Origin of the sequence: Aphanothece stagnina RSMan2012 (assembly GCF_046764815.1) — a bacterium.
Taxonomy (GTDB): domain Bacteria; phylum Cyanobacteriota; class Cyanobacteriia; order PCC-6307; family Cyanobiaceae; genus NIES-981.
The window spans coordinates 1-25,669 of record NZ_JBKOUC010000021.1; the positions used below are offsets into that span (position 1 = coordinate 1).

The window sequence follows — 25,669 nt, forward strand, 5'->3', positions numbered from 1 at the left end:
CGGCGGTCCTTACCAGCTGGTTGTCTTCCACTTCCTGATCGGCGTCTTCTGCTACATGGGCCGCGAGTGGGAACTTTCCTACCGCCTCGGCATGCGCCCCTGGATCTGCGTCGCCTACAGCGCCCCTGTGGCTGCTGCCAGCGCCGTGTTCCTGGTGTATCCCTTCGGTCAGGGCTCCTTCTCCGACGGCATGCCCCTCGGCATCAGCGGCACCTTCAACTACATGCTGGTGTTCCAGGCTGAGCACAACATCCTGATGCACCCCTTCCACATGCTGGGTGTGGCCGGTGTGTTCGGCGGCAGCCTGTTCTCCGCCATGCACGGTTCGCTGGTGACCAGCAGCCTGGTGCGTGAGACCACCGAGAGCGAGAGCCAGAACTACGGCTACAAGTTCGGCCAGGAAGAGGAGACCTACAACATCGTGGCTGCCCACGGTTACTTCGGTCGCCTGATCTTCCAATACGCCAGCTTCAACAACAGCCGCAGCCTGCACTTCTTCCTGGCTGCCTGGCCTGTGATCGGCATCTGGTTCACCGCCCTGGGCGTGAGCACGATGGCCTTCAACCTGAACGGCTTCAACTTCAACCAGTCGATCCTCGACGGCCAGGGCCGCGTGATCAACACCTGGGCTGATGTGCTGAACCGCGCTGGCCTGGGCATGGAAGTGATGCACGAGCGCAACGCTCACAACTTCCCGCTCGACCTGGCCGCTGCGGAAGCCACCCCCGTGGCGCTGACCGCCCCGGCGATCGGCTGAGGCTGAACAGCCCGGCTGAGGCTTACGCCTCAGGATCAACAACGGAATCCCGCTGGCCCCCCTCCCACGAGGGGGGCTTTTTTGTGGTCGCCGTCCGGCTCGGGATCCGCTCCTGCAGTGACGCGCTCCTGCAGTGACAATTCCAGGCAGGTCAGAGCCACCTCCCTAGGGTTCGGGGCACTGGCCTGGCAACGCCCGCGCTCGCATGTTCGCCTCGATCACCCTGTTCACGATCATGCTGGCCCTGGGGATGGGCCTGAACCCTCAGGCTCTGGTCCGGATCCGCCAGCGCCCGGGGCTGTTCCTGAGGGTGCTGCCGGCCTCCTGCCTGCTGCTGCCGCTGGTGGCCCTGGCTCTGCTGCATCTGCCGGTCGGCCAGGGACTGGGGCCCTCCACCCGGATCGGCCTGGCCCTGATGGCCGTGTGCCCCAGCGCCCCCCTCACGCTCCGCAAGGCCGGCCAGAAAGGTGGAGACCGGGAACTGGCGGCGGTGCTGCAGGTGAGCGCCGCCATCAGCGCCATCGTCTCGGTGCCCGTGATGGCCGATGTGTACCGGGCGGCCTACGCCACCACAGCCTGGGACATCGGCCCCCTGGAGGTGGCCCTGCAGGTGGGTCGCACCCAGGTGCTGCCGTTGCTGGTCGGCATGGCGATTCAGGGGTTCAAGCCCGATCTGGCCAACCGGATCGAATCCCCCCTGAACAAGTTGGCCAATGGCCTCTTCCTGCTGCTGGTCGCCGCCGTGCTGTTCAAGGCCGGGCCCAAGCTGCTGCCCTACATCAGCGCCAATGCCATGGGCCTGCTGCTGATGGTGGCGATGGTGGTGATCAGCCTGGGCCTGGGCTACAGCCTGGCCGGCCAGAACCGCCGTGAGCGCATCACCGTGGCCCTGGTGACCTCCATGCGCAATCCCGGCATGGCCCTGATGTTTGCCACCACCCACGCCCGGGATCTGCCGGGGGTCACGGTGGCGGTTCTCACCTATGTGGTGGTGACCGTGCTGCTCTCGATCCCCTTCCTGAAATCGCTCAACCGACTGGAGGCCCAGGAGACCGGGCTGGCGGCCCGGGCGAGCTGAGCACGCCGGCAGGTCGCGCTGCAGGTCGCGCTGTCGCTGCAAGGGACCACCCCCTACGCTCGCTGGATCGGGTGGCAGCCATGGGCAGCAGCTTCGGCCAGCTTTTTCGCATCAGCACCTTCGGTGAATCCCACGGCGGTGGGGTGGGGGTGATCGTGGATGGCTGCCCGCCGCGCCTGGAACTGGATCTGGAGGCGATCCAGCGTGAGCTCGACCGCCGCAAACCCGGACAGAGCAGGATCACGACCCCCCGCAAGGAGGACGACCGGGTCGAGATCCTCAGCGGGCTGCTGGATGGGGTGACCCTGGGCACCCCCATCGCCATGGTGGTGCGCAACAAGGATCAGCGGCCGGGCGATTACAAGGAGATGGCGGTGGCCTTCCGCCCCTCCCATGCTGATGCCACCTACCAGGCGAAATACGGCATCCAGGCCCGCAGCGGTGGTGGCAGGGCCTCCGCCCGTGAAACGATCGGGCGTGTGGCCGCAGGAGCGATCGCCAAGCAGCTCCTCGCCAGGGCGAGCGGCACGGAGGTGCTGGCCTGGGTGAAGCGCATCCACACGATCGAGGCCAGCGGCATCGATCCAGCGGCCGTGAGTCTGGAGGATGTGGAGCGCACGATCGTGCGCTGCCCCGATGCCGCTGTCGCCGACCGGATGATCGAGCGGATCGAGGCCATCGGCCGGGAGGGCGACTCCTGTGGTGGGGTGATCGAGTGCGTGGTGCGCCGGGCGCCGTTGGGTCTGGGCATGCCGGTGTTCGACAAGCTGGAAGCCGATCTGGCCAAGGCGGTGATGTCCCTGCCGGCCACCAAGGGCTTCGAGATCGGCTCGGGCTTCGCGGGCACCCTGCTCAAGGGCAGCGAGCACAACGATGCCTTCCTGCCCACGGCCGACGGCCGGCTGCACACCGCCACCAACAACTCCGGCGGCATCCAGGGGGGCATCAGCAACGGCGAGGAGATCGTGATCCGGGTGGCGTTCAAACCGACCGCGACGATCCGCAAGGAACAGCAGACCATCGATGCCCAGGGGGCGGCCACCACCCTGGCCGCCAAGGGCCGGCACGATCCCTGCGTCGTGCCCCGGGCCGTGCCGATGGTCGAAGCGATGGTCGCCCTCGTTCTGGCGGATCACCTGCTGCGTCAGCAGGGGCAGTGCAGTTTCTGGTGAGGCCCGTGCCCTGCCGCTGAGGCTGGCGCCGCGCCATCAGCAGCGTCTGGGGAGATCAGCCAGTCTCCCGATCAGATCCCCCAGGGCCGACCAGGCATCCGGCGCGTCGAGGCGACCGCCCAGGGCCACGGCATCCACACCCGCCTCGAGCCAGGGCATCACATCCGGCACAGCCAGACCTCCAGCCGCCACGCAGACGGGCAAGGGGCCCAGGGGGTCCCGCAGCCGCCGCCAGTAGCCGCTGCCCACGGTGATCGCCGGGAACAACTTCACGACCGGGCAGCCAAGCTGCCGGGCACGGTGCACGTCGCTGGGGCTCATCACGCCGGGGACCAGCGCCAGTCCGCACTGCCTGGCCTGGCTGAGCAGGTCCTCGTCCAGCACAGGGGAGACGGCATAGGCCAGCCCGGCTGCAGCGGCCGCCTCCAGGGCGTCCCGACCGACCACCGAAGCCGCCCCCAGATTCAGGCGGGGGAAGGCCATCCGCAGCCAGGCGCACTGGGCGCTCCACTGGGGATGGCCGCTCCAGGCAATCTCCACCTGCCGCACCCCCAGGCCCTCCAGCCGCGCCAGGCGCTCACGGAGATCGAGGGGCCGCTCAGCGCGAAGCACCACCAGCAGGGGCTGGTGGTGCAGCGACTGGATCAGGGGCCCGTAGGCGTCGATCGGGCGGGATGGCTCAGACGTACTCGGCAACCCGGACGTCGCTGTGGAGCAGCAGCTCCTGCAGGTCTTCGGCGTCCACCGTCTCCTTCTCCACCAGCAGATCGGCGAGCTCATCGAGCACCGCACGGTTGTTGGTGAGCACCTCGGTGGCCCGGCGGTAGGCCTCCTCCACCAGCTGGCTCACCTCCTCGTCGATGGTGGCGGCGGTGTCCTCGGAGAAATCCCGCTCAGCCGCGATGTCCCGACCGAGGAACATGCCGCCCTGGCTGCGGCCGAGCGCGACAGGGCCGAGACGCTCACTCATGCCGAAACGGGTGACCATCTGGCGGGCGACCCGGGCGACCTGCTGCAGGTCGTTGGAGGCACCCGTGGTGACCTCGTCATCGCCGTAGACGATCTCCTCGGCAACGCGACCACCGAGGGCCACGGCCATCTGGTTCTGCAGATAGGCACGGGAATAGAGGCCCGACTCCATCCGCTCCTCACTGGGGGTGAAGAAGGTGAGACCGCCGGCCTGGCCGCGGGGAATGATCGAGATCTTCTGCACCGGGTCGTAGTCGGGCATCAGCGCGCCCACCAGGGCATGGCCGGCCTCGTGGTAGGCCACGAGGCGCTTGCGGCGCTCGCTCATGACCCGATCCTTCTTCTCCGGACCGGCCATGACCCGCTCGATGGCATCGTTGACCTCATCCATCGAGACTTCGGTGAGCTGGCGCCGAGCCGCCAGGATCGCCGCCTCGTTCAGCAGGTTGGCGAGGTCGGCTCCGGTGAAACCGGGGGTGCGGCGGGCCACCTTGTCCAGATCCACATCCTTGGCCAGGGTCTTGCCACGGGCGTGGACCTCGAGAATCTGCAGACGGCCGCTGTAGTCGGGGCGGTCGACCACCACCTGGCGATCGAAACGACCCGGACGCATCAACGCCGCATCGAGCACATCCGGGCGGTTGGTGGCCGCGACGATGATGATGCCGGTGTTGCCCTCGAAACCATCCATCTCCGTGAGGAGCTGGTTGAGGGTCTGCTCACGCTCGTCGTTGCCGCCGCCGAGGCCGGCGCCACGCTGGCGGCCCACCGCATCGATCTCATCGATGAACACGATGCAGGGGGCGTTCTTCTTGGCCTGCTCGAAGAGGTCGCGCACGCGGCTGGCACCGACGCCCACGAACATCTCCACGAACTCGGAGCCGGAGATCGAGAAGAAGGGCACACCCGCCTCACCGGCCACGGCCTTGGCGAGGAGGGTCTTGCCGGTGCCCGGAGGACCGACGAGCAGGACACCCTTGGGAATCTTGGCGCCGACGGCGGTGAAGCGATCGGGGTTCTTGAGGAAGTCGACCACCTCGGTGAGCTCGAGCTTGGCGCCCTCGATGCCGGCGACATCACCGAAGGTGACCTGGGTCTGGGGCTCCATCTGGACCCGCGCCTTGCTCTTGCCGAAACTCATGGCGGGGTTGCCGCCGCCGCCCTGGGCCCTGCGCAGCAGGAAGAAGAGACCACCGAGCAACAGGAGGGGGAAGATCAGACTCCCGGCGGCCTGCTGCCAGGCCGCCGGCTCACGGCTGGGCTGCACGGCGATGTCCACGTCGTGGTCCGTGAGCAGCTTGAGCAGGTCCTTGTCAGGGGCGAGGTTGACAACGGCGCGGCGGCCGTCATTCTCGACCACCTGGGCCGTGCCGCGGTCCGGGGAGATCACCACCCGGGAGACTTCGTTGTCCTGGACGGCCTCGACGAAGTCGCTGTAACGCAGCGTTCGCGGAGCATTGGCCGGATCGGGGCGATCGAGGAAGGCCGTGCCCACGGCGATCAGGACGACCACCAGGAGGACGTACAGACCCGCGTTGCGCCAACGTTTTTTCACGGCCACGCCTCAGCTGAGAAAGAAGTAACAGAATGTTAACCGGCCCCCGGGCCCGGAGGCCGGGCGGGGCGTCAGGCCGCAGCCCGAAGCACCTCGACCACACTACGGAAGGCGAACCATTCGGGGATCTCCTCGCCGCCCCGCAGCATCTGGCGGAACTGGGTGCCGCTCAGCTTCTTCACATGGAGACCCCGCGCCTCGGCATGCTCCGCGGTCACGTAGCCCTCCTCCTCGGTGTAGACGAGGTTGAGGGAGGGCACGGTCTCCATGCCCAGCTCGGTGGCGTTGTCGCGGGCGAAGTCCTGGGCCTGATACGGCCCATAGAAATCTTCGCCGGTGAGGCTGGATTTGCAGCCCGCCATGTCCCGACCGATGATGAAGTGGGTGCAGCCGTAGTTCTTGCGGATGATCATGTGCTGCAGGGCCTCCCGGGGACCGGCCATGTGCATCGAGTAGGGCAGGTAGGCCCAGCGGATGCGAGGGTTGTCGACCTCGGCCGCCAGGCGCTCGTAGGTCTGGAAGCGCACCGCTCCGGCGATGTCGTCATCCTGGGTGGGCCCGCAGGTGGGGTGCACCAGCACGACTCCCTGGGCGCTCACGTTGCCGGCATCGAGCGCCCGGGTGAACAGTTCGTAGTGGGCACGGTGAATGGGATTGCGGCACTGGAACGCCACCACGCTCTGGCCTTCGGGCAGCGTGGCCCGCACCTCCGCCGGGGTCTTGCAGGGGAACACCCGCCGGGGCAGCTCCAGCCCCTGAAGCTGTCCCCCCAGGTAGAAACGGCCCCGCTCGCCGCTGATCATCCGCACGGCGGGATGCTCGATCGAGGTGGTGCCGTAGCAGCCCTGGGCCTCCCTGGCCTTGTCGGGCTCCCACTTGCTCTCGACGGTGAACACGGCGAGTTCCTGGCCGTGGTAAGTCAGCAGCAACCGGTCGCCGATGGCGATGCTCTCGTCGTCGGTGTCGAAGACGATCGGCAGGCCGAACAACAGGCCACTGGTGGTGCGGTTCGTCGCCACCACCGCGTCATAGTCCTCCTGGTGCATGAAGCCCCGCAGGGGCGAGAAGCCCCCCACCACGAGCAACTCGACATCGCAGGCATTGCGGTCGCTGCACTCGACCCGCCGATCCGCACTGGCCCGCACCGCCTCCCGCTGCCCCTCGGTCACCATCAGATCGACGAGCGACCCGCCATGGGGTGCAATCAGACCGGTGGTGAGGGTGGCGGACATCGGACGCGTCGGACGTGGATCGGGCTGGATTCTCCCAGACCGGGGCCATTCCATAGAAAAAGGGGGCCTTCAGGCCCCCCGGGAAAAGGGGACCCTCAGGCCCCCGGGGAGTGGACGGCCGATGGACGGGCCGGCAGCTGGCGCGCTCAGGCCTTCTCCAGGCGACCGTAGAGCTGTCCGGTGATCTTGACGTCCAGGGCCTGCTTGGTGCCCATGTCGGTGTCAGACGGCTGGATGGCCGTGAACACGCCGGCGAACTCGCCGGTGGCGGGATCGACCTTGGTGATGGAGAGGTCCATGGTGCCGGTACCGTCCACATAACGCTTCACGGTCTCACCCGTGAAGTCGTCTCCGGCCGGCACCAGGCCCACGGCACTGCTGTAGCCGGTGGTGAGGCCCCGGGCCTTCGGATCCAGGAAGTTGGAGGTCCGGTAGCTCGGCACGCGGTAGCTGCCCGTGAAGTCGGTGCTGGTGCTGATGGAGGCTCCGTCAGCCTTGGCCTCGAGTTCCTTGCTGGAGAAGACGAACGGCACCTCTTCCCCACCGGGCAGCAGCACGGTGATCAGCTGGAAGTCGAGGCCGCCCAGCTCCTTGAAGCTCAGGCCGCCCCCGGTCACGTTGAGATCGCCGTAGACCTGATCAAGGCTGGTGGTGTAGCGGGTGAGGATCTTGCCGGCGACGAACTGGGACTCCTGCCGCTTGTTGGCGGGCTCTCCCTTCACATAGACCTCGCTGGGGTGCATGCAGATCTCCTGCAGCTTGTAGTCACCGGAGGGGTCGAGGGCAATGGATCCGCGGGCCGAATCCGGGAGGGTCGGGCAGTCATTGGCCAGACCGGTGTTGTGGATGTCGTCGTAGGTGAGGCTGGAACGGTCCCCGGCCTTGGCCCCACCGCTGCAGGCGGTCACCAGGGTCAGGCACAGCGCCAGGGCGAGGGCCAGCAGAGGACGAAAACGCATGGGGAGAACGCCGCAGAGAGGGGGCAGGAACTGGGCTGGGGCGGATCCTACCGGTGCAAAACCCTGATTCCCCGTACGATGTCGCGGCTCTCAACAACCTTTATCCGAGAGCCGAATCAACCCGCGCGCGAACCGGAATATGGCCCTGACAGCCGACCAGCAGAACCACCTCGACAGCCTGGTGAACCAGGTGGCCAGCCTGGCCGATGAGCTCGCCGAGCAGCCCGAGGGCCTGCTCGCCCTGCTGCGCCAGCTGGAGCAGCTGCACCGGACGATTCAGGACGGCCCCTTCCGGACCAGCCTCCCCGCCGATCGCAACCATCTCTTCACCCTGCTGCGCCAGATGGAGCAGAGCGGTGGCTGGCCTTACATCCCGAGGCTGCAGCTGCGCACGTTCATGGATCTGCTGCAGCGGGAACAGGCCGAGGCTCCCGCTCCGCTGGAATCCTCCAGCCCGGCGCCGCCGCAGGATCCGCATCAGCTGGCGGCCTGAACATCAGCAACGCCGTGAGCAGGCGATGGGCGATCGCGTGCTTGGAGTCGGCCTCCAGCGGCTCCACCGCATCGCCAGGGCCCAGCAGCCACCCCATGGTCTGCTCGGCCCCGAAGCCAAGGCCGGGCCGATCGATCGGGTTGGCGAACAGCAGATCACAGCCCTTGCGCCGGAACTTCAGCCGGGCCTGCTCCAGCACAGCGCCGGACTGGGCCGCAAAACCCAGAATCCGCTGCCCCGCCGGACGATGGGCAACGAGCTCCATCAACAGGTCCGGCACCGCCTCCCAGCCGCTGCAGAGGGCCTGCTCCAGCTCCCGCTTGCCCAGCTTCTCCGCCAGCGGTTCGGCCCTGCGGTGGTCGGCGACCGCCGCCGCCATGGCGATCGCATCGGCCTCCGGCTGGTTCGCCGCGAGGGCCACGGCCATCTCGGCCGCGGTCCGCACCGGATGGCAGGCGAGCCCCTCGAGCCAGCCCGGCTCCACGGCCAGGGGACCGTGGACCAGGTCCACACGGGCGCCCCGCAGTCGGGCGGCCTGAGCCAGCAGCACCCCCATCCGTCCGCTGCTGGGGTTGGTGAGGCAGCGGGCCGGGTCGAGGGGCTCCCGGGTGGGCCCTGCGCTCACGAGAAGACGCCGCCCCTGCCAGTCCCGCTCCCAGCCCCGCAGCACAAGCGATTCGAGGGCCAGCAGCAGCAGCTCCGGCGCGGCCATCCGGCCCTGCCCCTGGCGATCACAGGCCAGCAGACCCTCGGAGGGCCCAAGCGGCAGGACCCGGGGGAAAGCCCCGAGGCGCGTCCAGTTCTCGCGGACCCCGGGCGACTCCCACATGCCGGTGTTCATCGCGGCGGCCGCCAGAACGGGCACCTCGCAGGCCAGCAGGGTGCTGGCCAGCAGGGTGTCGCCGAGGCCGTGGACCCAGCGGGCCAGGGTGGTGGCGCTCAGGGGTGCGAGCAGCACCAGCTCAGCCCATTCGGCCAGGTCGATGTGGAGAGGCCGGGAGGTGCGATGGCTCCACTGATCCGCCTCCAGGGCGCAGGGCTGGCGACTCAGGCAGGCCAGGGCCTCCGCACTCACCAGCCGCTCGGCGCTGGGAGTCAGCACACAGCGCACCTCCGCACCGCGCTGGACCAGGGCACTCACGAGCAGGGGGGCCTTGACGGCGGCGATGCTGCCGCTGATGCCGACCAGAATCCGCCGCCCCGCCAGCGGATCAGTCTTCATCAAAGGGCTCCTGATCCACCAGGTGGACATAGGGACGGGCCAGCTCAGGCCTGTGGATCGCCAGGGCCCGCATCAGATGCCAGTCGGTGAGTCCGTCAAAGGGGGAGGGGTAGTCGTCCTCCTCAAGGCGCCGAGCCAGTTCCGCCGCCATGGCTTCGTCGAAAGCGGCCAGCCGTTCCGGTGTGATCGACGCGGTCATGGGAGTCGAGGGAGATAATGGGTGGCTGAAGGGGGAATTAGCTCAGCTGGTAGAGCGCTGCGATCGCACCGCAGAGGTCAGGGGTTCGAGTCCCCTATTCTCCATTCGAGCTCACGAACTGGACGCCCGGCCCTTGATCCCCTGGACGCCCGAAGCAGAGCAACACCTGAAGGAGGTGCCCTTCTTCGTCAGGCCAGCCGTCCGCAAAAGGGTTGAAGCCATGGCCCGAGAAGCGGGGCTCGACGGTATCGATGCGGCCTTCTACGCGCAGGCCAGGGCCCGATTCGGCCAGCGCTGACCCCTAGCCTGCCGGCGATAGGGTAAAAGAGACGGCACAGCCGTCGTCCATTCATGTCGCAGTCCAAGCGCGAACAGGTGGTCAGCCACCTGCGCTACATCCGCCAGGAGCTCCGCGAAATGCATCAGGGCGTGATGGAAGACGGGCTCCTCCCCGAGGCGGGCGAGGTCCGCGGCGTGATGGCCCAGATGGAAGCGCTGCTCGAACTGCTCGAGGGGAAGTCCTCCCGCAAGAAGGAGAGCGACAGCTGAGTCCAGCCCTTGCGCTGCACCCTCGGGCGTCAAGGGCCTCAGGGGACGCTCCGGTAAACGGCCCCAGCCCCTTGCTCTTCACAACTCGGAACGCTTCTTTAACGGCGTCCCCATCATCCGGCCCGGCCCCGCAGGTGCACCGGGCTTTTTTCATTGGAATCCCCTATCAGTAGCGGGGAACTGCTGTCAACACGCCAGAGATGGTGTAGACAAGTGGTGGCAGGGTCGGGTCGGGTGATGGGGATCATCCAATCGCTTCCCCCCCTGCCAACCCCTTTCCTGACATCGCCCCGATCCTGACCTCCATCCCGATCCTGACCTCCATTGTGGGAGATTCCTGTCAGGTGGGACATCCTTCCCGGAGACATCCGATCGGAACGGAATTCTCCTGTAGGTGATCCGTCCTGTGGATAGCCCGTCCTGTGGATAGCCCGTCCTGTGGATAGCCCGTCCGGTTGGAACCCGTCCGGTTGGTGACCCGTGCTGTTGCTGACCCGTGCTGTTGCTGATCCGTGCGGGGGGCGATCCGCTCGAGGCTGTTCCCCGGCAACGGGATCCGAAGTCCTGGCCAGGGCTCGCGCCAGACCCCAGACTGGGCCGACGCTCAGAACCGCCGCCAATCGCCCGTCGGATGGGCCCATGCCTGACCGCTTGCCTCGACCCGTCCCGGTCTTCCCCTGTTTCCCGTGGCGAATCTCCAGCAGACCCGCTTTCAGCAGACGGTCGCTGAGGCCGGAACCCGGCTCCAGACCTGGGCCGAGAACCCCTGGCGCCGCCTGTCGCTGCAGCTGATCGTGCTGCTCGGCAGCTTTTCGATCGGGGGGGCGGTGCCCTCGATCAGCGGACAGTTGTCCCAGATTGACCCGATCGGAGCCCTGGTCTGCGTCGCCGCCATGGAGATCGCGATCCGCGCCCGGAGACCCCTGCTGCAACAGCAGCGGGGGGCGCTGGGCCTCAGCCTCCTGGACATGGCCCGCATCGGCCTGCTCTACGGGTTGCTGCTGGATGGCTTCAAACTGCTGTGAATTCGGCCGGGGCCATGGCTTCCGCCGCCAGCAGGTAAAGCAGGGCCATCCGCATCGGGATCCCGTTGCGGACCTGTTCCTCCACCAGGCTGAGGGCCGGATCATCCAGCAGCGCACCGGCGATCTCCACTCCGCGGTTCACCGGCCCGGGATGGAGCACCGGAATGGTCCGGCCGCAACCGGCCAGGCGTCGGTGCGTCAGCCCATAGGCCCGGTGGTAGGCCTCCAGGCTGGTGAGCAGGTGCTCACGCATGCGTTCCTTCTGCAGCCTCAGCGTCATGACCGCATCGGCCCCGGCCAGGGCCGCATCCAGGTCACGGCTGACCCGCACCGAACCGCGTCGGGCCACCGGATCGGCCGCCTGACCGGGAGGCGGTGCCGCCACGAAGGCGGCGAACTCGGCGGGGACCAGGGTGGGAGGGCCGCACAGCACCACATCCACGCCACAGGCGGTGAGGGCCCAGAGATTGGAGCGGGCCACCCGGGAGTGCAGCACATCTCCCACGATCACGATCCGCTTGCCCCGCAGCACCTCCGGGGTTGGGGCCTCCGGAGCGAAGTGGCGGGCCAGGGTGAACAGGTCCAGCAGCCCCTGGCTGGGATGGCTGTGCAGCCCATCGCCGGCATTGAGCACCGCCACCCGTTCGCCAGCCCTGTCGAGGTCCTCCGCCAGCTGCTGGGGAACCCCGGCGCAGCGGTGGCGGACCACCAGCACATCGGCGCCCATCGCCACGTAGGTGCGGGCCGTATCGAGCAGGCTCTCTCCCTTGGAGAGGGAACTCGAGGCCGGAGAAAAACTCTGGACGTCGGCGGACAGCCGACGGGCGGCCAGCTCGAAGCTGCTGCGGGTGCGCGTGCTCGGCTCGAAGAACAGACTCGTCATCATCCGGCCCTGCAGGGCCGGGAGCCTGCGGGCACCGGTGAGCGGCATGGTGCGGAACCGCTGGGCCAGCTCCAGCACCATGGTGAAGTCCTCGAGCGAGAAGGCCGCCAGATCGATCACATGCCGGTGACCCCAGCTGCTCAAGACGCGGGAAGCGCACGCATCCACAACCTAGAGGCCGACGCCTGACGGCTCCAGTGCCACCCCGGGCCGGGGGGGTTGGCGATCGCCTGGAGCACGGCGGCTGACGCTGCGGCTGGAGCGGAGATACCAGCGCCAGAGCAGCTCTCTGCCCTCGCGGATGCCGATCCGCTGGGCCTGGGTGAGCACCGGTGCAGGGCCCAGGGTGCTGGGCCGGGGCGCCAGCCACAGGCCCGAGGCTGGATGCACGGGCAGGCCGTCATGGCGGCGGTCAAGACCGAAGCGCCTGGCCAGCAGGGCCGGACCGGCCGCCACCCGCTCGGGCTCCCCGGGCACGGCCACAGCCCGCAGCAACACGCCGTTGGCCCAGTCGGATCGCCCCGTCACCACGTTGACGCAGTGGTGGATGCCATAGCTCACATACACATAGAAACGACCTGGCTCACCAAACAGCGTTTCGTTGCTGGGGGAACGACGCCGGTGGCCGTGGCAGGCGGGTTCCTCCTGGGAATAGGCCTCCGTCTCGACGATCAGCCCGCTCAGCAGGCCGCCGTCGTCGAGGCGCCTGACCAGCCGGCAACCGACCAGTTCGGGTGCCACCTGCTCGGCGGGTCGCGCAAAAAAGCCCGCGGGCAGCAGACTGGGGCCATTCCATTCGAGCTCTCTCACGGCCATGGACTCCTCCGGTTTCACCCTGGCCACGGTCCTGCTGGCCACCAGCGGACTGTTCTGCCTGGCCACCCTGTTCTTCGGCACCAAGGGTGGCTACTACGACACGGACAACTACGACGGCAACGGCACGGCCCACTGACGACTGATTCCCAGCGGCACCGCCGGGACGGCTCAGCTGCTCAGCCGCTCCGCTTCGGGACAGTCCTCCGAGGTGGGAATGTCATCCATGCCGCTGCGGCTCACATAGGCCAGGCGGGTGCTGACGGCACCGATCGAGTCGAGCCGCACGCTTTCCTCCCAGCTGTGGGTTTCGTCGTCATCCTCGGCGTCGTAGCGGAGGGTGACCAGATCGCCCTCGATCTCGGTGATCAGGGCCTCTTCAATCCAGCGCTGCTGATCGCGCAGGAAGACCCAGACCGGGCGCTTCTCGGCACAGAACTGGTACAGCTTGCGGTGCAGCATGGCCCCACTGGCTCAGCACGCTGATGAATCCTAGGCAGACCCACCCGTGCCGCCGCTGTTCACCATGACCCAACCCGAAGCCTTGACGACCCTGCCCCGACCGGCGAGCACCACCGAGGCCATCCGGCTGCAGCTGCGCAGCTGGCCCGAGGTGGAGACCTACCTCCAGGACTGCAAAGGGGTGATCGTGCCGCTGGGCTCCACCGAGCAGCACGGTCCCACGGGAGCCATCGGCACCGATGCCCTCACGGCCGAGGCCGTGGCCCTGGAGGTCGGCCGCCGCTGCGGGGTGCTGGTCACCCCCGCCCAGGCCTTCGGGATGGCCGAGCACCATCTGGGCTTTGCCGGCACGGTGAGCCTTCAGCCCAGCACCCTGCTGGCGGTGCTCCACGACGTGGTGCTCTCGCTGGCCAGACACGGCTTCGAGCGGATCTTCGTGATCAATGGCCACGGCGGCAACATCGCCACCGCCAAGGCCGCGTTCGCCCAGGCCCACGCGAGCGCAGCGGCGCGGGGCCTGCCGCAGGCGGAGCGGCTGCGCTGCCGGCTGGCCAACTGGTTCATGGCCCCCCCCGTGATGCAGAAAGCCCGGGAGCTCTACGGCGAGCGGGAAGGGCACCACGCCACCCCCAGCGAAATCGCGCTGACCCTGCATCTGGAGCCGAGCCTGGTCGCCAAGCAGCGACCCCTGCCGACTCCTGCGCCGGCGGGCCCGATCCACGGCCCCGAAGACTTCCGGCGGCGCCATCCGGATGGCCGCATGGGCTCCGATCCCTACCTGGCCAGCGCCACGGACGGAGCGCTCTTCCTGGATCTGGCCGCCACCGCCCTCAGCAGCGATCTGGAGCGCTTCCTGGCGGAAGAAGCCTGAACCGATGCCGGGAACGGATGCCTGTACCGCTGGGGGGTGGGCAGGCCCGAGCGCTAGCGTCGGCCCAGCCCTACCGGTCGGATGAGCAGGATCAGCGCTGACGATGTGCGCAAGGTGGCCGACCTGGCCCGCCTCGCCCTTCCGGACGACAAGATCGCCACCTACACAGGCCAGCTGGAACGCATCCTGGATTACGTGGCCCATCTCGAGGCCGTCGACACCGAGGGGGTCCCCCCCACCACCCGGGCTGTGGAGGTGGTCAACGTCACCCGCGAGGACCGGGTGGAGGCCACTCCCGTGCGCGAAGCGCTGCTCGACCTGGCGCCCCAGCGCGAAGGCGATTTCTTCCGGGTGCCGAAGATCCTGGCTGACTGAATCGCAGCTCCCCCCTGGTGCTCCCTAGCGAACGGGTGAGACCGCCGTGCGGTGGAGCACCTCAAGAACCCGCCGGCGGGCATGGCGGGTCGGCATCAGGGCGGCCAGGGGGCGCAGCTTGCTGCGACGTTTGCGATGGCTGCGAACGCCGAGCAGGATGTCGTAGAGGAAATTCAGGCCGTCGGCCCGGGTTTCGAACAGACCGAGGCGCTGGGGAGATCCTTTGGCGTCAAGAATGTGCTTGGTGGCGTGATAGGCAGGCCGGTATTCGAACCAGGGAATTGATGGCCAGAGATGATGAATCAGATGGTAGTTCTGGCCCATGATCAGCCAGTTCATCAGTCGGCTGGGGTAGACCCGGGCATTATGCCAGCGGTTGCGTGATTGAAATGGGCGGTGCGGGAGGTAGTCGAAAAAGAGACCGAGGGTGACGCCCACCATCAGGGCCGGGGCGAACCAGCAGTTGAAAATGAAGGGCAGAAATCCGAACTTGGCAGCAGCCAGAACGATGGTGAGAAAAACGCCCCTGGCAATTCCCCACTCGAGCAATTCGTAGCGACGCCAGAGACGGCGACGGAAGAAAAACACCTCGTGGTAGAAGAATCTCGGGGCAATCAGCCAAAGAGGTCCGAAGGTGCTGACGATGTGATCCGGATCATGCTTCGGATCGTTCACATGGGCATGGTGCTGCAGATGCACCCGCGTGAACACCGGGAAGCTGAACCCCAGCAGCAGGGCAGCCCCATGGCCCATCACCGCATTCCAGAAGCGGCTCGGGTGGGCGGCGTTGTGGCAGGCGTCGTGGATGACGGTGCCCTCCAGGTGCAGGGCCAGAAAGCCGGTGATCAGCAACAGCGGCAGCGGCCACTGCCCCACGAACCAGCCCCAGATCGTCAGGGCGGCCAGACCGAAGCCTCCGAGGAACAGGCCGACGGTGGGATTCCACGGGTCGGGGGGATCGAGAAAGTGCTTGGGAACTGCGCTGGACGGGCTTCTGCGCGGCAGCTCAACGGCCACAGCCTGCTCGATAACCGGAGCCTGGGTCATGGACAAGGGAGCGGCCTGTGATCATCGCGCTGGCTGCAACTTAAGAAAAGGCCGATGCCCACCGGGGGACTTGAACCCCCACGACCGAAGCCACTGGAACCTAAACCCAGCGCGTCTACCAATTCCGCCAGGTGGGCGTGGGGAGACTGTAGGCACGGCCGCCGGCAGCGCCGACGCGCCTGCCTCTGCCTTGGCCCCCGCCTTGGCCCCAGACAGTGCCCCAGCAAGCGCCTTCTCCAAGGCCTGCGCCAAGAATGGAGGGGACTGCCCCTGCGCCATGCTTGCCGTCCTGGGTGGGGTCCTGGCTTTGCTGCTGGGTCTCACCGTCCTGCTGCTGCCCGTGCTGGCCACGGAACTGAGCCGACCCCGGGATTCGGTCTGGGGGGCGGTGGTGCTGCTGCTGGGCCTGGTGCTCGTGACCAGCTCCGACCGTCTGACGGGAGCTCCGATGCTGGGCGTTCTCTGCGGCGGCCTGCTGATCGGCCGGCTCGGCCTGGAGGTCGGGCAGGGCCGCTGGAGACAGCTGAGCCCCGAAGAGCAGCAGAGGCTGTGGTCCCAGGAGCGCTGGCAGACGAGCCTCCAGGAGCTCGCCGCCACCCTGGCTCGGCTGGTGGCTGTCAGCGGTGGCGCCGTGAGCGGCCTGGGCCGCTGGATCGCGGAACGCCGCCGCCCGCGAACCAGCAGCAAGCGCTGGGTGCGGCAGGACATGCCGGACCCCCACCCGGACCACCCGGCTGAAGCCCAGCAGCCGCCCACCGAGGAGGAGCCTCGGCTGGAGGTCACCTCGCTGGATGGGGTCGACCAGCTGCTGCGCAACGCCCCGGAGCCGGCTGCCCCCCCGGATCCGAGCGAGGCTGAAGCGCCCGAGGATCCGTCGCCCCCCAGGGCCGAAGCGGGATAATCCCCCTTTGCTGCCCGAGGCGCCGTGACCGCCAGCTCTGCGCCTGTCTCCTACAAGGACACCCTCAACCTGCTGCAGACCCCGTTTTCGATGCGGGCCAACGCCAAGCTGCGGGAACCGGAGATCCAGGTCTTCTGGGCGGAGCAGCGGATCTACGAGCGGCTCAGCCGGCAGAACAGCGGCCCGGTGTTCACCTTGCACGACGGCCCCCCCTACGCAAACGGGGCCCTGCATGTGGGCCACGCCCTCAACAAGATCCTCAAGGACATCATCAACAAGACGGCGCTGCTGCAGGGCCGGCGGGCGCGGTTCGTGCCTGGCTGGGACTGCCACGGCCTGCCGATCGAGCTGAAGGTGCTGCAGGGCCTCAGCAGCGGCGAGCGCGCCGAGCTCACGCCGCTCAGCCTTCGCCGCAAGGCCCACGCCTATGCCCTCGAGCAGGTGGAGGGCCAGAAGGCCGGCTTCCGGCGCTGGGGCATCTGGGCCGACTGGGAGCAGCCCTACCTCACCCTGCAGAAGACCTACGAGGCCGCCCAGATCGGCGTGTTCGGCGCCATGGTGCTGGCCGGCCACATCTACCGGGGCCTCAAACCAGTGCACTGGAGCCCCAGCTCCCGCACCGCCCTGGCGGAGGCCGAGCTCGAGTATCCCGACGGCCACACCTCCCCCAGCGTCTACGTGGCCTTCCCGGCGGTGGAGCTGCCGGAGCCGTTCGCCGCGGCCCTCGCGGAGGCCGGGCTGAGTCGCGAAGCCGCCACCGCCGCCGGCGGCCTGGCCGTGGCGATCTGGACCACCACCCCCTGGACCCTGCCCGCCAACCTGGCGGTGTCGGTGAACGAGCGGCTCGACTACGCCATCTGCGCCGTGGCGCCCCGCAGGGACCATCCCGGGGACACTCCCGCCCCGGCCGCCAGCCATCTGGTGGTGGCTGCCGACCTGCGCGAGAGCCTGGAGAGCAGCCTGGGCCTGGAACTCACGCCGCTGCTGCAGGTGAAGGGCGCCGCCCTCGAAGGGCTCGTCTACCGCCACCCCCTGCTGGAGCGCACCAGCCCGGTGGTGATCGGCGGCGACTACATCACCACCGAAACCGGCACCGGCCTGGTACACACGGCTCCCGGCCACGGCGTGGATGACTTCAACACCGGCCGCAGATACAACCTGCCGGTGCTCTGCCCGGTGGATGAGGCCGGCAACCTCACCGCCGAGGCCGGTCCCTTCGCCGGCACGAATGTGCTCAAGGACGCGAACCCCGCGATCGTGGCCGCCCTCCGGGAGGCCGGCGTGCTGCTGAGCGAGCAGTGCTACGAACACCGCTACCCCTACGACTGGCGCACCAAGAAGCCCACGATCTTCCGCGCCACCGAGCAGTGGTTCGCCTCCGTGGAGGGGTTCCGCCAGGCCGCCCTCGACGCCATCGCCCGGGTGGAATGGCTGCCGGCCAGCGGCCGCAACCGCATCGAGGCGATGGTGAGCGAGCGGGGCGACTGGTGCATCAGCCGCCAGCGCACCTGGGGCGTGCCGATCCCGGTGTTTTATCACCGCGACACCGGCGAGGTGCTGCTCAACGAAGCCACCCTCAACCACATCCAGGCCCTGATCGGCGAGCACGGCGCCGACGTGTGGTGGGAGCGCGATGAGGCCGGCCTGCTGCCTCCCGAGCTGACGGACCAGGCCGACCAGTGGCGCAAGGGCACCGACACGATGGACGTGTGGTTCGACTCGGGCTCCTCCTGGGCCGGCGTCCTGGGCGGGCTCACCCCGGGATCGGAAGCGGCGAACAGCGGCGCCGATGCCGATGCCGATGCCAATTCCGATGCCGATCCCGGGCCCGACATGCTGCGCTACCCCGCCGACCTCTACCTGGAGGGCAGCGATCAGCACCGCGGCTGGTTTCAGAGCAGCCTGCTCACCTCGGTGGCCGTGAACGGCCATGCCCCCTACCGGCGGGTGCTCACCCACGGCTTCACCCTCGATGAGAAGGGCCGCAAGATGAGCAAATCGCTCGGCAACGTGGTGGATCCGGCGGTGCTCGTGGAGGGCGGCCGGAACGAGAAGCAGGAGCCGGCCTACGGCGCCGACGTGCTGCGGCTGTGGGTGAGCTCGGTCGACTATTCCGCCGACGTGCCCCTCGGCCCCGGCATCGTGAAGCAGCTGGCCGATGTGTACCGCAAGGTGCGCAACACGGCGCGCTACCTGCTGGGCAACCTGCACGACTTCGACCCGCGGCCTCGCGAGCAAGGCGGTCACGCCGTCCCCGTGGAGGAGCTGCCGCTGCTGGACCAGTGGATGCTGCAGCGCACCGCCGCCCTGATCGATGCGGTGACGGGAGACTTCGAGCGCTACGAGTTCTACCGGTTCTTCCAGGCCCTGCAGAACTTCTGCGTGGTGGATCTCTCGAATGTGTACCTCGACATCGCCAAGGACCGGCTCTATGTGAGCGGGGCCGGCGACTTCCGCCGCCGCAGCTGCCAGACGGTGCTGAGCCTGGTGGTGGAGCGGCTGGCCGGCCTGATTGCGCCGGTGCTCAGCCACATGGCGGAAGACATCTGGCAGAACCTCCCCTATCCCGTGGCGGAGGCCTCGGTGTTTCAGCGGGGCTGGCCCACCGCCCCCGCGGCCTGGCGGCAGCCGGCACTGGAGCCGCCGATGGAGCGCATCCTCGAGCTGCGCGCCCTGGTGAACCGCCAGCTGGAAACCTGCCGCAAACAGGGCGGCCACGGGGCCGACCAGGCTGGCGGGGAGGGCATCGGCGCCTCCCTGGAGGCCCAGGTGCAGCTGACGATCAGCGGGGATACCGCGACGGCCCCCCTGCGCGAGGCCCTGGCCTGGCTGGCCAGCAGCGGCAAGCCGGGAGTCGATGACCTCGCCGACTGGCTGCTGGTCTCCGACCTCAGGATCGGTGGTCCCCCCCCCGATGGCGTGCTGGCCGAAACCGAGCAGAACGGCATCACGGTGCGCGTCGCCCGGGCGGCGGGCGAGAAGTGTGAGCGTTGCTGGCACTACACCAGCGACATCGGCACCTCCAGCGCCCACCCCAGCCTCTGCGGGCGTTGCGTGGCCATCCTGGTGTGATCTGCTGATCCGGCCCAGGGCCCTGCCATGCCCTGCCGGGAGCCTCAGCCCTGCCGGGAGCCTCAGCCCTGCCGGGAGCCCTGGAGACTCGGCAGCAGCAGGCCCGAACGCTCCCGGTACGCCTCGAACGCGGGATACCGGGCCAGGGAGGCATCTTTCCGGCGCATGTTCGGCAGGAAGACCCCCAGACCGAATCCCGCCAGCACCAGGTAGGGGAGCCAGTGCATCGCCAGCAGGGCGAAGGACAGGTAGATGAGCAGCTCACCGAGATAGTTGGTGTTGCGGCTGCGGGCGAAGAAACCCTCGGTGATCAGCCCCGGGCGGACCTGCAGGGTGAAGTGCTTCTGGGCATCACTGCAGAAGTGCAGAAACACCCCGAGGATGTTGCACGCGATCGCCGCGGCCACCAGGGGCAGGGGTGGCTCCAGCCCGCTGCTGATCAGCAGAAACGGAGCGATCCAGTACAGGCCCAGCATCAGGAAGCCGAGCACCGCCACCGGCCAGGCGATCGGTTGCTGCCACTGGCGGTCCGGAAAGATGGCGTCCTTGAGCAGCCAGATCAGGCCATAGGTGCCGTGCAGGGCCAGGTACACCCAGGGACCCAGCGTCATGTTGCCGTACCCGACCATCAGGCCGGCCACCACGAACGGGGTGAGGCCCTTGTGGAGGTTGATGACGTGGCGGAGCTGCATCGCGGCGTTTGGGACGCAGGCTAGGCAGTTGCGGCGGCCCTACTGCCAGGCCTGCGGCTCCAGGAAGTGCTCCGGCGCCAGGGGACCGGCCAGACAGTCCTCCGCCGCAGGGTCGAGCGGTCCGCGCAGCAGCTCGGCCCCCTCCAGGCTGGCCCCATCGGGCAGGACCGTCTGATCCGGGTCGAACGCCGTGGGATGGGTCGTGCTGCAGGAGAAGCCGCGGAAGATCAGCAGCTCCAGGGGCTCGGCGTCGATCCGGCCGCGCAGGCGAAGCACCCGGTCGGGGCGCTGGCGGCTGAGCTCCTCGAGCTGCCGCAGGAGATCGGATGGCGGCTCAGAACTCACCGGCCACCCTCCCCTGGCGCGGCAGACGCACCAGCAACCACTGCAGCAAGCCGACCGCATAGGCCACGAGCCCCAGGTAACCCACGAAGGCGGCCACCGCCGGTGTCCACTGCCCGCCGAAAATGAAGGCGAACAGGGAGGCGACGTGCCGATGCAGCTCCAGGGGCGGCTGAAGCCAGACCGCACAGCGGGGACTCTCCAGCCGGGCGGCGTCCATGCAGCCGAGGGCGGTGGCGCTGAACAGCGCGCCCAGCACGGCCCAGAAACTGATCGCCCAGCGCCAGATCCGCACCGTGAGCGGCAGGCCACGCCAGGACGGCAGGTCGGCGAGCTCCTCATTGAGATCGACCCAGAACCAGAGGCACACCAGCACCAGCACCTGCGCGACCACGGCCACGGCCAGGCCCAGGGGCTGGCGGTCCGTGAGCAGCAGCACCGTGACCAGCAGCAGGCTCGCCACCTTCCAGTAGATCCCCAGCAGACGCACCAGGGCCCGCTCCCGCCGCACCGCCGCCCAGACGAGCAGCACGAGCGGGAGTCCGACCGTGAACAGCACGGCCAGTCGGTAGTCGAGCCACACCATGGAGCGGTACAGCGAATCCGGCACGGCGAGGGTTCGGTAAGGCGCCATTATCCGCACCCTCCCGCAGGCGATAGGGTCCAGTGATGGTTGCCTTCCCGATGCCCGCCTGGCTGGCCCGTCGCCTGGGCTCCGGCACGGCCACTCCGTGGTGCCGCACGGCCCTGGCGACCAGCCCGTCCCTGCAGGACACCCTCGAGGCGATCAGCCGGCAGCTCAGGGGCGTCGGAAAGGCGGATCTGGGCCTGGTCTTCGTGTCGGCCAGCTATGCCAGTGATCTGCCGCGGCTGCTGCCGCTTCTGCGTGAGCGCTTCCAGGCCACCCACTGGCTGGGCTGCCTGGGCGGCGGGGTGGTCGGCACCCCGCAGGGGGGTGACAGCCGGGAGCTCGAGCGGGAGCCCGGTGTCAGCGTGATGCTGCTGCGGCTGCCCGGGGCGAGGCTGATGCCCTTCGCCATCGAGGCCGGTGAGCTTCCGGACCTCGACGGTCCGTCGGAACCCTGGCTGGCACTGCTGGGCAATCCCGACCCCGCCACGGCCCACTCGATGCTGCTGCTGGTCGACCCCGGCTTTCCCGCCATCAACGACCTGATCAGTGGCCTCGACTACGCCTGCCCCGCCGCGGCGAAGGTGGGGGGCATCGCCGGACAGCACAGCGCCCCGCATGGCTCGCTGCTGTTCGACGACCGGGTCTGTGGCGGTGCCGTCGGCTGCCTGATCGACGGAGCCTGGGGGCTCGATCCAGTGGTGGCGCAGGGGTGCCGCCCGATCGGCCCGGTGTTCGAAGTGGAGCAGGCCCGGCGCAACGTGGTTCTCGAGGTGAGCCAGCAGAACCGCCGCAACAGTCCCGTGGCGGCCCTCCAGGAGATCCTCACCCAGCTCACCCCGGAGGAGCGGGAGCTGGTGAAGCATTCGCTGTTCCTGGGGGTGGGCCGCAGCAGCTTCAGCCTCGAGACGGGCGACCAGCAGGAGCCCACGACGTTTCTGGTGCGCAACCTGATCGGGGTCGATCCGCGCAACGGGGCTGTCGCCGTGGCTGAACGGATGCGGGTGGGCCAGCAGGTGCAGTTCCAGCTCCGGGATGCCGAGGCCTCCCGCCAGGAGCTTCGCCAGCTGCTGAAGCAGCAGCAGGGCCGGCCGGCGCAGCCGCTGGCCGCGCTGCTGTTCGCCTGCCTCGGCCGCGGCCAGGGGCTCTACGGCCATGCCGATGGCGACGTGAGCCTGTGCCGGGAGCGCTTCGGGGCGCTGCCGTTGAGCGGCGCGTTCTGCAACGGCGAGATCGGGCCGATCGCCGGCAGCACCCAGCTGCATGGCTACACCGCCAGCTGGGGTTTTGTGGTGCCCCGTCGCCCGGAGGGGCCCTGATGGTGCGGCAGCACGTCAATCCCCTCAGCCGCTTCTACCAACAGCCCCGCCCCCTGCCACCCCCCACCGCGCTGTTCCCCGACCCGGGACGTCCGCTTCATCTCGATATCGGCTGCGCCCGGGGGAGGTTCCTGCTGGCGCTGGCCCCGACGGAGCCCCGCTGGAACCACCTCGGCGTGGAGATCCGGCGAACCCTGGTCGAGGCGGCCGAGACCGAACGCAAGGCCCTGGATCTGCAGCACCTCCGCTTCCTGTTCTGCAACGCCAACGTGAGCCTGGAGGAGTGGCTGGCGGCACTCCCCTCCGGCCTGCTGCAGCGGGTGACGATCCAGTTCCCCGATCCCTGGTTCAAGAAGAAGCACCACAAGCGCCGGGTGCTGCAGCCGGCCCTGCTGCGGTCCCTGGCCACCGCCCTTCCGCCCGGGGGCGAGCTGTTCATCCAGAGCGACGTGCTGGCCGTGATCGAGCCGATGGCGCTGCTGATCGACACCAGCGGCTGCTTCGAGCGCCCCGCCGAGGATGGGAGGCCCTGGCGGGCGGGCAGTCCCCTCCCCCTGCCGACGGAACGGGAAACCCATGTGCTCGCGCGGGGGCTGCCGGTGTACCGGGTGCTGTACCGCCGCACTCCTCAGCCCGTCCCCGACCTGGCCCAGCTGGAGCAGGCTCTGGAGGCAGCCGATAATCCGGCCTGACATGAGCCGTCCCTGCCTTGGGTGACCCCGCCATCCCCGCGCCCACTCCCCTGCTGCTGCGCTGGCAGGGATGGTGGGCCGACAGCAGCCACGGGCCGCTGGGCCAGCGGCTGATCCCGATCGCGGGGCTCACCCTGTGTGCGCTGATGGCGGGGCTGCCCGTGCTCACCCGGGGCGGGTTGATGCTGCTGATCCTGGCCAGTGGCCTGCTGTGGGCGCTGCTGGCCCTGGGACGGCCTGCGGAGGGGGGAATCGGCAGCATCCATGGCTGGATCCTGGCGATCCTGGGGGTGGCCCTGCTGGCCACCGGGTTCTCACCGGTACCCATGGCGGCCGCCAAGGGGCTGCTGAAGCTGGCCAGCTACCTGGGGGTCTACGCCTTGATGCAGGAGGTGCTCCACCGGGCCCCCCAATGGTGGGATCGCATCGTGGCCGCCCTCCTGGCTGGACAACTCCTGACCAGCGTGATCGGCATCCGCCAGCTCTACGGAGACACCGGGGAGCTGGCGCGCTGGGCCGACCCCAACTCGGTGAGCGATGGCACCGTGCGGATCTACAGCACCCTGGAGAACCCCAATCTGCTGGGGGGCTACCTGCTGCCGGTGCTGCCGCTGGCCCTGGTGGCCCTGCTGCGCTGGCGCGGCCTCGCCCCCCGGCTCTACGCGCTGACGGCGTTGCTGCTGGGCACCACGGCCCTGGTGCTCACCTACAGCCGCGGCGCCTGGATGGGTCTGGTGGCGGAGGGAGCGGTGATCGTGGTCCTGCTGGCCATCCGGCTCACCCGGTCCTGGCCGCTGCTGTGGCGACGGCTGTTTCCGCTGCTGCTGCTGCTGGTGGCCAGCGCCGCCCTGGTGGTGGTGGTGACCCAGGTGGAGCCCCTGCGGGTGCGGGTGGAGAGTCTGGTGGCCGGGCGACAGGACAGCTCCAACAATTTCCGGATCAACGTCTGGGAGGCGGCGCTGGACATGATCCAGGCGCGGCCATGGCTCGGGATCGGGCCGGGCAACGATGCCTTCAACCAGATCTATCCGCTGTTCCAGAAGCCCAAGTTCAACGCCCTGAGTGCCTATTCGATCCCCCTGGAGCTGGCGGTCGAGGCCGGGATCCCCGGGCTGCTGGTGGGCTGCGGTCTGGCCCTCGCCAGCCTCCGCCAGGCCGTCGCCACCTGGCGCGGCGATGGGCCCTTCGCCCTGCCGGCCCTGGGCGTCCTGGCCGCCATCGCCGGACTGACGGTTCAGGGGCTCACCGACACGATTTTCTTCCGGCCTGAGGTGCAGCTGAGCGCCTGGTTCTGCCTGGCCACCCTGGCGGCCGCCGCCAAACGGCAAGACCCCAGCCGCTGACACCACGTGAGCGGCCCTGCCCTGATCGCCGGCTTTGATGCCGGCCAGACCCACACCACCTGCCGGCTGGTCAGGGAGGGGACGGTGCTCGCGGAAGGGGAGGGCCCCGGTGTGCGCCACCTGGCTGCTCCAGGAGGCGAGCAGGCGTTCGGGGACGCCCTGCGGCAGAGCCTCGCGCAGGCGGGGGCCGCCGCCGGGCTGCCGGCACCTCTCCGCCTTGACGCCGCCGCGATCGGCGCCAGCGGCATCGAGGTGGGCACCCCCGTGCAGCAGCGGGGACGCCAGCTCGCCGCCGCCACCCTGCAGCTGCCCCTGGCCCGGGTGGCGGTCACCGGAGATGAACGCACCGCCCTGCGGGGTGCCATGGGCAGCCACGGCGAGGGTCTGGTGCTGATCAGCGGCACCGGCACCATCGCCGTGGGGCGCAACCGCCTGGGGAGGGAGCATCGCTGCGCCGGCTGGGGCTGGCTGCTGGATGGCGCCGGCTCCGCCATGGACATCGGCCGCGATGGGCTGGCCCGGTCCCTGGAGATGGCCGATGGTCGACGACCGGAGAGCGGGCTGCGGCAGAGGCTCTGGCAGCAGCTGGGGATCGACAGCCACGCCCCCGGCGCGGCCCAGGCGCTCAAGGCCCTCGTGGTGCAGCCGGACTTCGGCCCGGCCGGGTTCGCCCGGCTGGCCCCGCTGGTGGTGGCTGCCGCCGAAGCCGGAGATCCGGAGGCCCGGGGGATCGTGGCCCACAACGCCGCGGCGCTGGCCGCCATGGCCGTCACCATCTGCCGCGAGCTGGAGCTGAGCTGTCCGTTGATCTGGCCGATGGGCGGCGCCCTGGAGCATCTGCCGGCACTGCGGCGCCGGCTGGAGGAGGCCCTGGGGCAGAGGCTACCGGGGGCCAGCCTCGCCGTGCCGGCGGGGGATGCCTGTGCAGGCGCCCTGACGATGGCCGCGGAACTGCTGCGACCGCCCCCGGGAGCAGGCGCCCCAGAGGGTCGCAACTCGCTCAGCTAGATCCCGATCAG

The 25,669-nt window shown here is 69.0% G+C and carries 29 protein-coding genes and 2 tRNA genes; 17 read left to right on the forward strand and 14 right to left on the reverse strand.

The window, feature by feature from the left end:
- The 3 genes from ACLNEE_RS13080 to aroC all read left to right on the forward strand — a co-directional run.
- Positions 1 to 757 (forward strand): photosynthetic reaction center family protein (locus ACLNEE_RS13080; protein ID WP_412007211.1); only part of this gene is annotated, 757 nt, incomplete at its 5' end.
- 205 nt (positions 758 to 962) lie between these two features.
- Positions 963 to 1,835, forward strand: coding sequence for a bile acid:sodium symporter family protein (locus tag ACLNEE_RS13085; RefSeq protein ID WP_412007212.1), 873 nt, complete (start codon positions 963 to 965; stop codon positions 1,833 to 1,835).
- An 80-nt stretch (positions 1,836 to 1,915) separates the two neighbouring features.
- Positions 1,916 to 3,007, forward strand: coding sequence for a chorismate synthase (aroC, locus tag ACLNEE_RS13090; RefSeq protein WP_411424667.1), 1,092 nt, complete (start codon positions 1,916 to 1,918; stop codon positions 3,005 to 3,007).
- Positions 3,008 to 3,043: 36 nt separating this feature from the next.
- Here the strand turns inward: aroC and ACLNEE_RS13095 are convergent, their stop codons facing one another.
- The 4 genes from ACLNEE_RS13095 to psbO all read right to left on the reverse strand — a co-directional run bounded on the left by ACLNEE_RS13095 (position 3,044) and on the right by psbO (position 7,722).
- Positions 3,044 to 3,703: a bifunctional 4-hydroxy-2-oxoglutarate aldolase/2-dehydro-3-deoxy-phosphogluconate aldolase gene (locus ACLNEE_RS13095; protein ID WP_411424666.1), complete on the reverse strand. Its 660-nt coding sequence runs from the start codon at positions 3,701 to 3,703 to the stop codon at positions 3,044 to 3,046.
- Positions 3,687 to 5,531: an ATP-dependent zinc metalloprotease FtsH3 gene (gene ftsH3 / locus ACLNEE_RS13100; protein ID WP_412007213.1), complete on the reverse strand. Its 1,845-nt coding sequence runs from the start codon at positions 5,529 to 5,531 to the stop codon at positions 3,687 to 3,689. Before ftsH3 ends, ACLNEE_RS13095 begins: the two co-directional genes overlap by 17 nt.
- Before the next feature lie 71 nt (positions 5,532 to 5,602).
- Positions 5,603 to 6,763 carry a sulfate adenylyltransferase gene (sat, locus tag ACLNEE_RS13105; protein ID WP_411422155.1) on the reverse strand — a complete coding sequence of 387 codons (1,161 nt, stop codon included), beginning with the start codon at positions 6,761 to 6,763 and terminating at the stop codon, positions 5,603 to 5,605.
- Positions 6,764 to 6,909: 146 nt separating this feature from the next.
- Entirely contained in the window at positions 6,910 to 7,722 is an 813-nt protein-coding gene (gene psbO / locus ACLNEE_RS13110; RefSeq protein ID WP_411422154.1) for a photosystem II manganese-stabilizing polypeptide, read from the reverse strand.
- Between the two features lie 139 nt (positions 7,723 to 7,861).
- Here psbO and ACLNEE_RS13115 point away from each other — a divergent pair, with 139 nt between their 5' ends.
- Entirely contained in the window at positions 7,862 to 8,215 is a 354-nt protein-coding gene (locus ACLNEE_RS13115; protein ID WP_411422153.1) for a hypothetical protein, read from the forward strand.
- Here ACLNEE_RS13115 and coaBC read toward each other — a convergent pair.
- Both coaBC and isiD read right to left on the reverse strand, forming a co-directional pair.
- A complete protein-coding gene (gene coaBC, locus ACLNEE_RS13120; protein ID WP_411422152.1) occupies positions 8,118 to 9,437 on the reverse strand; it encodes a bifunctional phosphopantothenoylcysteine decarboxylase/phosphopantothenate--cysteine ligase CoaBC in 1,320 nt (439 codons plus the stop codon). The two genes, ACLNEE_RS13115 and coaBC, sit on opposite strands and share 98 nt — an antisense overlap.
- On the reverse strand, positions 9,427 to 9,636 hold the full coding sequence (gene isiD / locus ACLNEE_RS13125) for a protein IsiD (RefSeq protein WP_411422151.1): 210 nt from the start codon (positions 9,634 to 9,636) through the stop codon (positions 9,427 to 9,429). Before isiD ends, coaBC begins: the two co-directional genes overlap by 11 nt.
- Positions 9,637 to 9,667: 31 nt before the next feature.
- Between isiD and ACLNEE_RS13130 the strand changes: the two genes are divergently transcribed.
- From ACLNEE_RS13130 to ACLNEE_RS13145, 4 genes are all read left to right on the forward strand, one after another.
- A tRNA-Ala gene (locus tag ACLNEE_RS13130) sits at positions 9,668 to 9,740 on the forward strand.
- A 29-nt stretch (positions 9,741 to 9,769) separates the two neighbouring features.
- The gene (locus tag ACLNEE_RS13135) at positions 9,770 to 9,934 is read left to right on the forward strand and encodes a PCP reductase family protein (protein WP_411422150.1); all 165 of its coding nucleotides are present in this window, start codon (positions 9,770 to 9,772) and stop codon (positions 9,932 to 9,934) included.
- Positions 9,935 to 9,987: 53 nt separating this feature from the next.
- Positions 9,988 to 10,185 (forward strand): hypothetical protein, encoded by a 198-nt coding sequence (locus tag ACLNEE_RS13140; protein WP_186697351.1) that lies wholly within the window; start codon positions 9,988 to 9,990, stop codon positions 10,183 to 10,185.
- Positions 10,186 to 10,871: 686 nt separating this feature from the next.
- Positions 10,872 to 11,210, forward strand: a complete 339-nt coding sequence (locus tag ACLNEE_RS13145) for a DUF565 domain-containing protein (protein WP_411422149.1) — start codon at positions 10,872 to 10,874, stop codon at positions 11,208 to 11,210.
- On the opposite strand, the gene ACLNEE_RS13150 is transcribed toward ACLNEE_RS13145, so the two are convergent.
- Both ACLNEE_RS13150 and ACLNEE_RS13155 read right to left on the reverse strand, forming a co-directional pair.
- The gene (locus ACLNEE_RS13150; RefSeq protein ID WP_411422148.1) at positions 11,197 to 12,237 is read right to left on the reverse strand and encodes an aspartate carbamoyltransferase catalytic subunit; all 1,041 of its coding nucleotides are present in this window, start codon (positions 12,235 to 12,237) and stop codon (positions 11,197 to 11,199) included. The two genes, ACLNEE_RS13145 and ACLNEE_RS13150, sit on opposite strands and share 14 nt — an antisense overlap.
- A gap of 27 nt (positions 12,238 to 12,264) precedes the next feature.
- Positions 12,265 to 12,909 carry a DNA-3-methyladenine glycosylase gene (locus ACLNEE_RS13155; protein WP_411422147.1) on the reverse strand — a complete coding sequence of 215 codons (645 nt, stop codon included), beginning with the start codon at positions 12,907 to 12,909 and terminating at the stop codon, positions 12,265 to 12,267.
- On the opposite strand from ACLNEE_RS13155, the gene ACLNEE_RS13160 reads away from it, so the two are divergent.
- Entirely contained in the window at positions 12,908 to 13,045 is a 138-nt protein-coding gene (locus tag ACLNEE_RS13160; RefSeq protein ID WP_411422146.1) for a hypothetical protein, read from the forward strand. The two genes, ACLNEE_RS13155 and ACLNEE_RS13160, sit on opposite strands and share 2 nt — an antisense overlap.
- A 32-nt stretch (positions 13,046 to 13,077) precedes the next feature.
- Here ACLNEE_RS13160 and ACLNEE_RS13165 read toward each other — a convergent pair whose 3' ends face one another.
- Positions 13,078 to 13,368 carry a DUF6679 family protein gene (locus ACLNEE_RS13165; RefSeq protein WP_411422145.1) on the reverse strand — a complete coding sequence of 97 codons (291 nt, stop codon included), beginning with the start codon at positions 13,366 to 13,368 and terminating at the stop codon, positions 13,078 to 13,080.
- A gap of 64 nt (positions 13,369 to 13,432) precedes the next feature.
- Between ACLNEE_RS13165 and ACLNEE_RS13170 the strand changes: the two genes are divergently transcribed.
- A complete protein-coding gene (locus tag ACLNEE_RS13170; protein ID WP_412007214.1) occupies positions 13,433 to 14,239 on the forward strand; it encodes a creatininase family protein in 807 nt (268 codons plus the stop codon).
- An 81-nt stretch (positions 14,240 to 14,320) separates the two neighbouring features.
- Positions 14,321 to 14,614, forward strand: coding sequence for an Asp-tRNA(Asn)/Glu-tRNA(Gln) amidotransferase subunit GatC (gatC, locus tag ACLNEE_RS13175; protein ID WP_411422143.1), 294 nt, complete (start codon positions 14,321 to 14,323; stop codon positions 14,612 to 14,614).
- 24 nt (positions 14,615 to 14,638) lie between these two features.
- Here the strand turns inward: gatC and crtR are convergent, their stop codons facing one another.
- Together crtR and ACLNEE_RS13185 are read right to left on the reverse strand one after the other, a co-directional pair.
- Positions 14,639 to 15,661 carry a beta-carotene hydroxylase gene (gene crtR / locus ACLNEE_RS13180; protein WP_411422142.1) on the reverse strand — a complete coding sequence of 341 codons (1,023 nt, stop codon included), beginning with the start codon at positions 15,659 to 15,661 and terminating at the stop codon, positions 14,639 to 14,641.
- 55 nt (positions 15,662 to 15,716) lie between these two features.
- A tRNA-Leu gene (locus tag ACLNEE_RS13185) sits at positions 15,717 to 15,798 on the reverse strand.
- A gap of 140 nt (positions 15,799 to 15,938) precedes the next feature.
- Here ACLNEE_RS13185 and ACLNEE_RS13190 point away from each other — a divergent pair.
- The gene (locus ACLNEE_RS13190; RefSeq protein ID WP_411422141.1) at positions 15,939 to 16,562 is read left to right on the forward strand and encodes a Ycf66 family protein; all 624 of its coding nucleotides are present in this window, start codon (positions 15,939 to 15,941) and stop codon (positions 16,560 to 16,562) included.
- Between the two features lie 90 nt (positions 16,563 to 16,652).
- On the forward strand, positions 16,653 to 19,634 hold the full coding sequence (gene ileS / locus ACLNEE_RS13195) for an isoleucine--tRNA ligase (protein WP_411422160.1): 2,982 nt from the start codon (positions 16,653 to 16,655) through the stop codon (positions 19,632 to 19,634).
- Positions 19,635 to 19,696: 62 nt separating this feature from the next.
- Here ileS and ACLNEE_RS13200 read toward each other — a convergent pair whose 3' ends face one another.
- The 3 genes from ACLNEE_RS13200 to ACLNEE_RS13210 are packed head-to-tail and all read right to left on the reverse strand — an operon-like array spanning position 19,697 to position 21,302.
- Positions 19,697 to 20,326 (reverse strand): methyltransferase family protein, encoded by a 630-nt coding sequence (locus tag ACLNEE_RS13200; RefSeq protein ID WP_411422140.1) that lies wholly within the window; start codon positions 20,324 to 20,326, stop codon positions 19,697 to 19,699.
- A gap of 39 nt (positions 20,327 to 20,365) precedes the next feature.
- Complete coding sequence (locus tag ACLNEE_RS13205) at positions 20,366 to 20,671, reverse strand: DUF7734 family protein (RefSeq protein ID WP_411422139.1); 306 nt, start codon at positions 20,669 to 20,671, stop codon at positions 20,366 to 20,368.
- Positions 20,661 to 21,302 (reverse strand): DUF3177 family protein, encoded by a 642-nt coding sequence (locus tag ACLNEE_RS13210; protein ID WP_411422159.1) that lies wholly within the window; start codon positions 21,300 to 21,302, stop codon positions 20,661 to 20,663. Before ACLNEE_RS13210 ends, ACLNEE_RS13205 begins: the two co-directional genes overlap by 11 nt.
- Before the next feature lie 35 nt (positions 21,303 to 21,337).
- Here ACLNEE_RS13210 and ACLNEE_RS13215 point away from each other — a divergent pair, with 35 nt between their 5' ends.
- Genes ACLNEE_RS13215 through ACLNEE_RS13230 form a run of 4 tightly spaced genes read left to right on the forward strand, consistent with a single transcriptional unit; the run spans position 21,338 to position 25,658 of the window.
- Positions 21,338 to 22,615: an FIST signal transduction protein gene (locus ACLNEE_RS13215; RefSeq protein ID WP_411422138.1), complete on the forward strand. Its 1,278-nt coding sequence runs from the start codon at positions 21,338 to 21,340 to the stop codon at positions 22,613 to 22,615.
- On the forward strand, positions 22,615 to 23,307 hold the full coding sequence (gene trmB, locus ACLNEE_RS13220) for a tRNA (guanosine(46)-N7)-methyltransferase TrmB (protein WP_411422137.1): 693 nt from the start codon (positions 22,615 to 22,617) through the stop codon (positions 23,305 to 23,307). Before ACLNEE_RS13215 ends, trmB begins: the two co-directional genes overlap by 1 nt.
- 17 nt (positions 23,308 to 23,324) lie before the next feature.
- Positions 23,325 to 24,650 (forward strand): IctB family putative bicarbonate transporter, encoded by a 1,326-nt coding sequence (locus tag ACLNEE_RS13225; RefSeq protein WP_411422136.1) that lies wholly within the window; start codon positions 23,325 to 23,327, stop codon positions 24,648 to 24,650.
- Between the two features lie 6 nt (positions 24,651 to 24,656).
- Complete coding sequence (locus ACLNEE_RS13230) at positions 24,657 to 25,658, forward strand: N-acetylglucosamine kinase (RefSeq protein ID WP_411422135.1); 1,002 nt, start codon at positions 24,657 to 24,659, stop codon at positions 25,656 to 25,658.
- Positions 25,659 to 25,669: the final 11 nt, after the last annotated feature.

What these genes read in the sequence shown, in the direction of transcription:
- ACLNEE_RS13200 (WP_411422140.1), bottom strand. Translation starts at nt 20,326, where the DNA reads ATGCAGCTCCGCCACGTCATCAACCTCCACAAGGGCCTCACCCCGTTC.
- ACLNEE_RS13210 (WP_411422159.1), bottom strand. Translation starts at nt 21,302, where the DNA reads ATGGCGCCTTACCGAACCCTCGCCGTGCCGGATTCGCTGTACCGCTCC.
- psbO (WP_411422154.1), bottom strand. Translation starts at nt 7,722, where the DNA reads ATGCGTTTTCGTCCTCTGCTGGCCCTCGCCCTGGCGCTGTGCCTGACC.
- ileS (WP_411422160.1), top strand. Translation starts at nt 16,653, where the DNA reads ATGCGGGCCAACGCCAAGCTGCGGGAACCGGAGATCCAGGTCTTCTGG.
- trmB (WP_411422137.1), top strand. Translation starts at nt 22,615, where the DNA reads ATGGTGCGGCAGCACGTCAATCCCCTCAGCCGCTTCTACCAACAGCCC.
- ACLNEE_RS13140 (WP_186697351.1), top strand. Translation starts at nt 9,988, where the DNA reads ATGTCGCAGTCCAAGCGCGAACAGGTGGTCAGCCACCTGCGCTACATC.
- sat (WP_411422155.1), bottom strand. Translation starts at nt 6,763, where the DNA reads ATGTCCGCCACCCTCACCACCGGTCTGATTGCACCCCATGGCGGGTCG.
- ACLNEE_RS13170 (WP_412007214.1), top strand. Translation starts at nt 13,433, where the DNA reads ATGACCCAACCCGAAGCCTTGACGACCCTGCCCCGACCGGCGAGCACC.
- gatC (WP_411422143.1), top strand. Translation starts at nt 14,321, where the DNA reads ATGAGCAGGATCAGCGCTGACGATGTGCGCAAGGTGGCCGACCTGGCC.
- ACLNEE_RS13190 (WP_411422141.1), top strand. Translation starts at nt 15,939, where the DNA reads ATGCTTGCCGTCCTGGGTGGGGTCCTGGCTTTGCTGCTGGGTCTCACC.
- ACLNEE_RS13215 (WP_411422138.1), top strand. Translation starts at nt 21,338, where the DNA reads ATGGTTGCCTTCCCGATGCCCGCCTGGCTGGCCCGTCGCCTGGGCTCC.
- ACLNEE_RS13085 (WP_412007212.1), top strand. Translation starts at nt 963, where the DNA reads ATGTTCGCCTCGATCACCCTGTTCACGATCATGCTGGCCCTGGGGATG.
- ACLNEE_RS13160 (WP_411422146.1), top strand. Translation starts at nt 12,908, where the DNA reads ATGGACTCCTCCGGTTTCACCCTGGCCACGGTCCTGCTGGCCACCAGC.
- ACLNEE_RS13155 (WP_411422147.1), bottom strand. Translation starts at nt 12,909, where the DNA reads ATGGCCGTGAGAGAGCTCGAATGGAATGGCCCCAGTCTGCTGCCCGCG.
- ACLNEE_RS13165 (WP_411422145.1), bottom strand. Translation starts at nt 13,368, where the DNA reads ATGCTGCACCGCAAGCTGTACCAGTTCTGTGCCGAGAAGCGCCCGGTC.
- aroC (WP_411424667.1), top strand. Translation starts at nt 1,916, where the DNA reads ATGGGCAGCAGCTTCGGCCAGCTTTTTCGCATCAGCACCTTCGGTGAA.
- isiD (WP_411422151.1), bottom strand. Translation starts at nt 9,636, where the DNA reads ATGACCGCGTCGATCACACCGGAACGGCTGGCCGCTTTCGACGAAGCC.
- coaBC (WP_411422152.1), bottom strand. Translation starts at nt 9,437, where the DNA reads ATGAAGACTGATCCGCTGGCGGGGCGGCGGATTCTGGTCGGCATCAGC.
- crtR (WP_411422142.1), bottom strand. Translation starts at nt 15,661, where the DNA reads ATGACCCAGGCTCCGGTTATCGAGCAGGCTGTGGCCGTTGAGCTGCCG.
- ACLNEE_RS13115 (WP_411422153.1), top strand. Translation starts at nt 7,862, where the DNA reads ATGGCCCTGACAGCCGACCAGCAGAACCACCTCGACAGCCTGGTGAAC.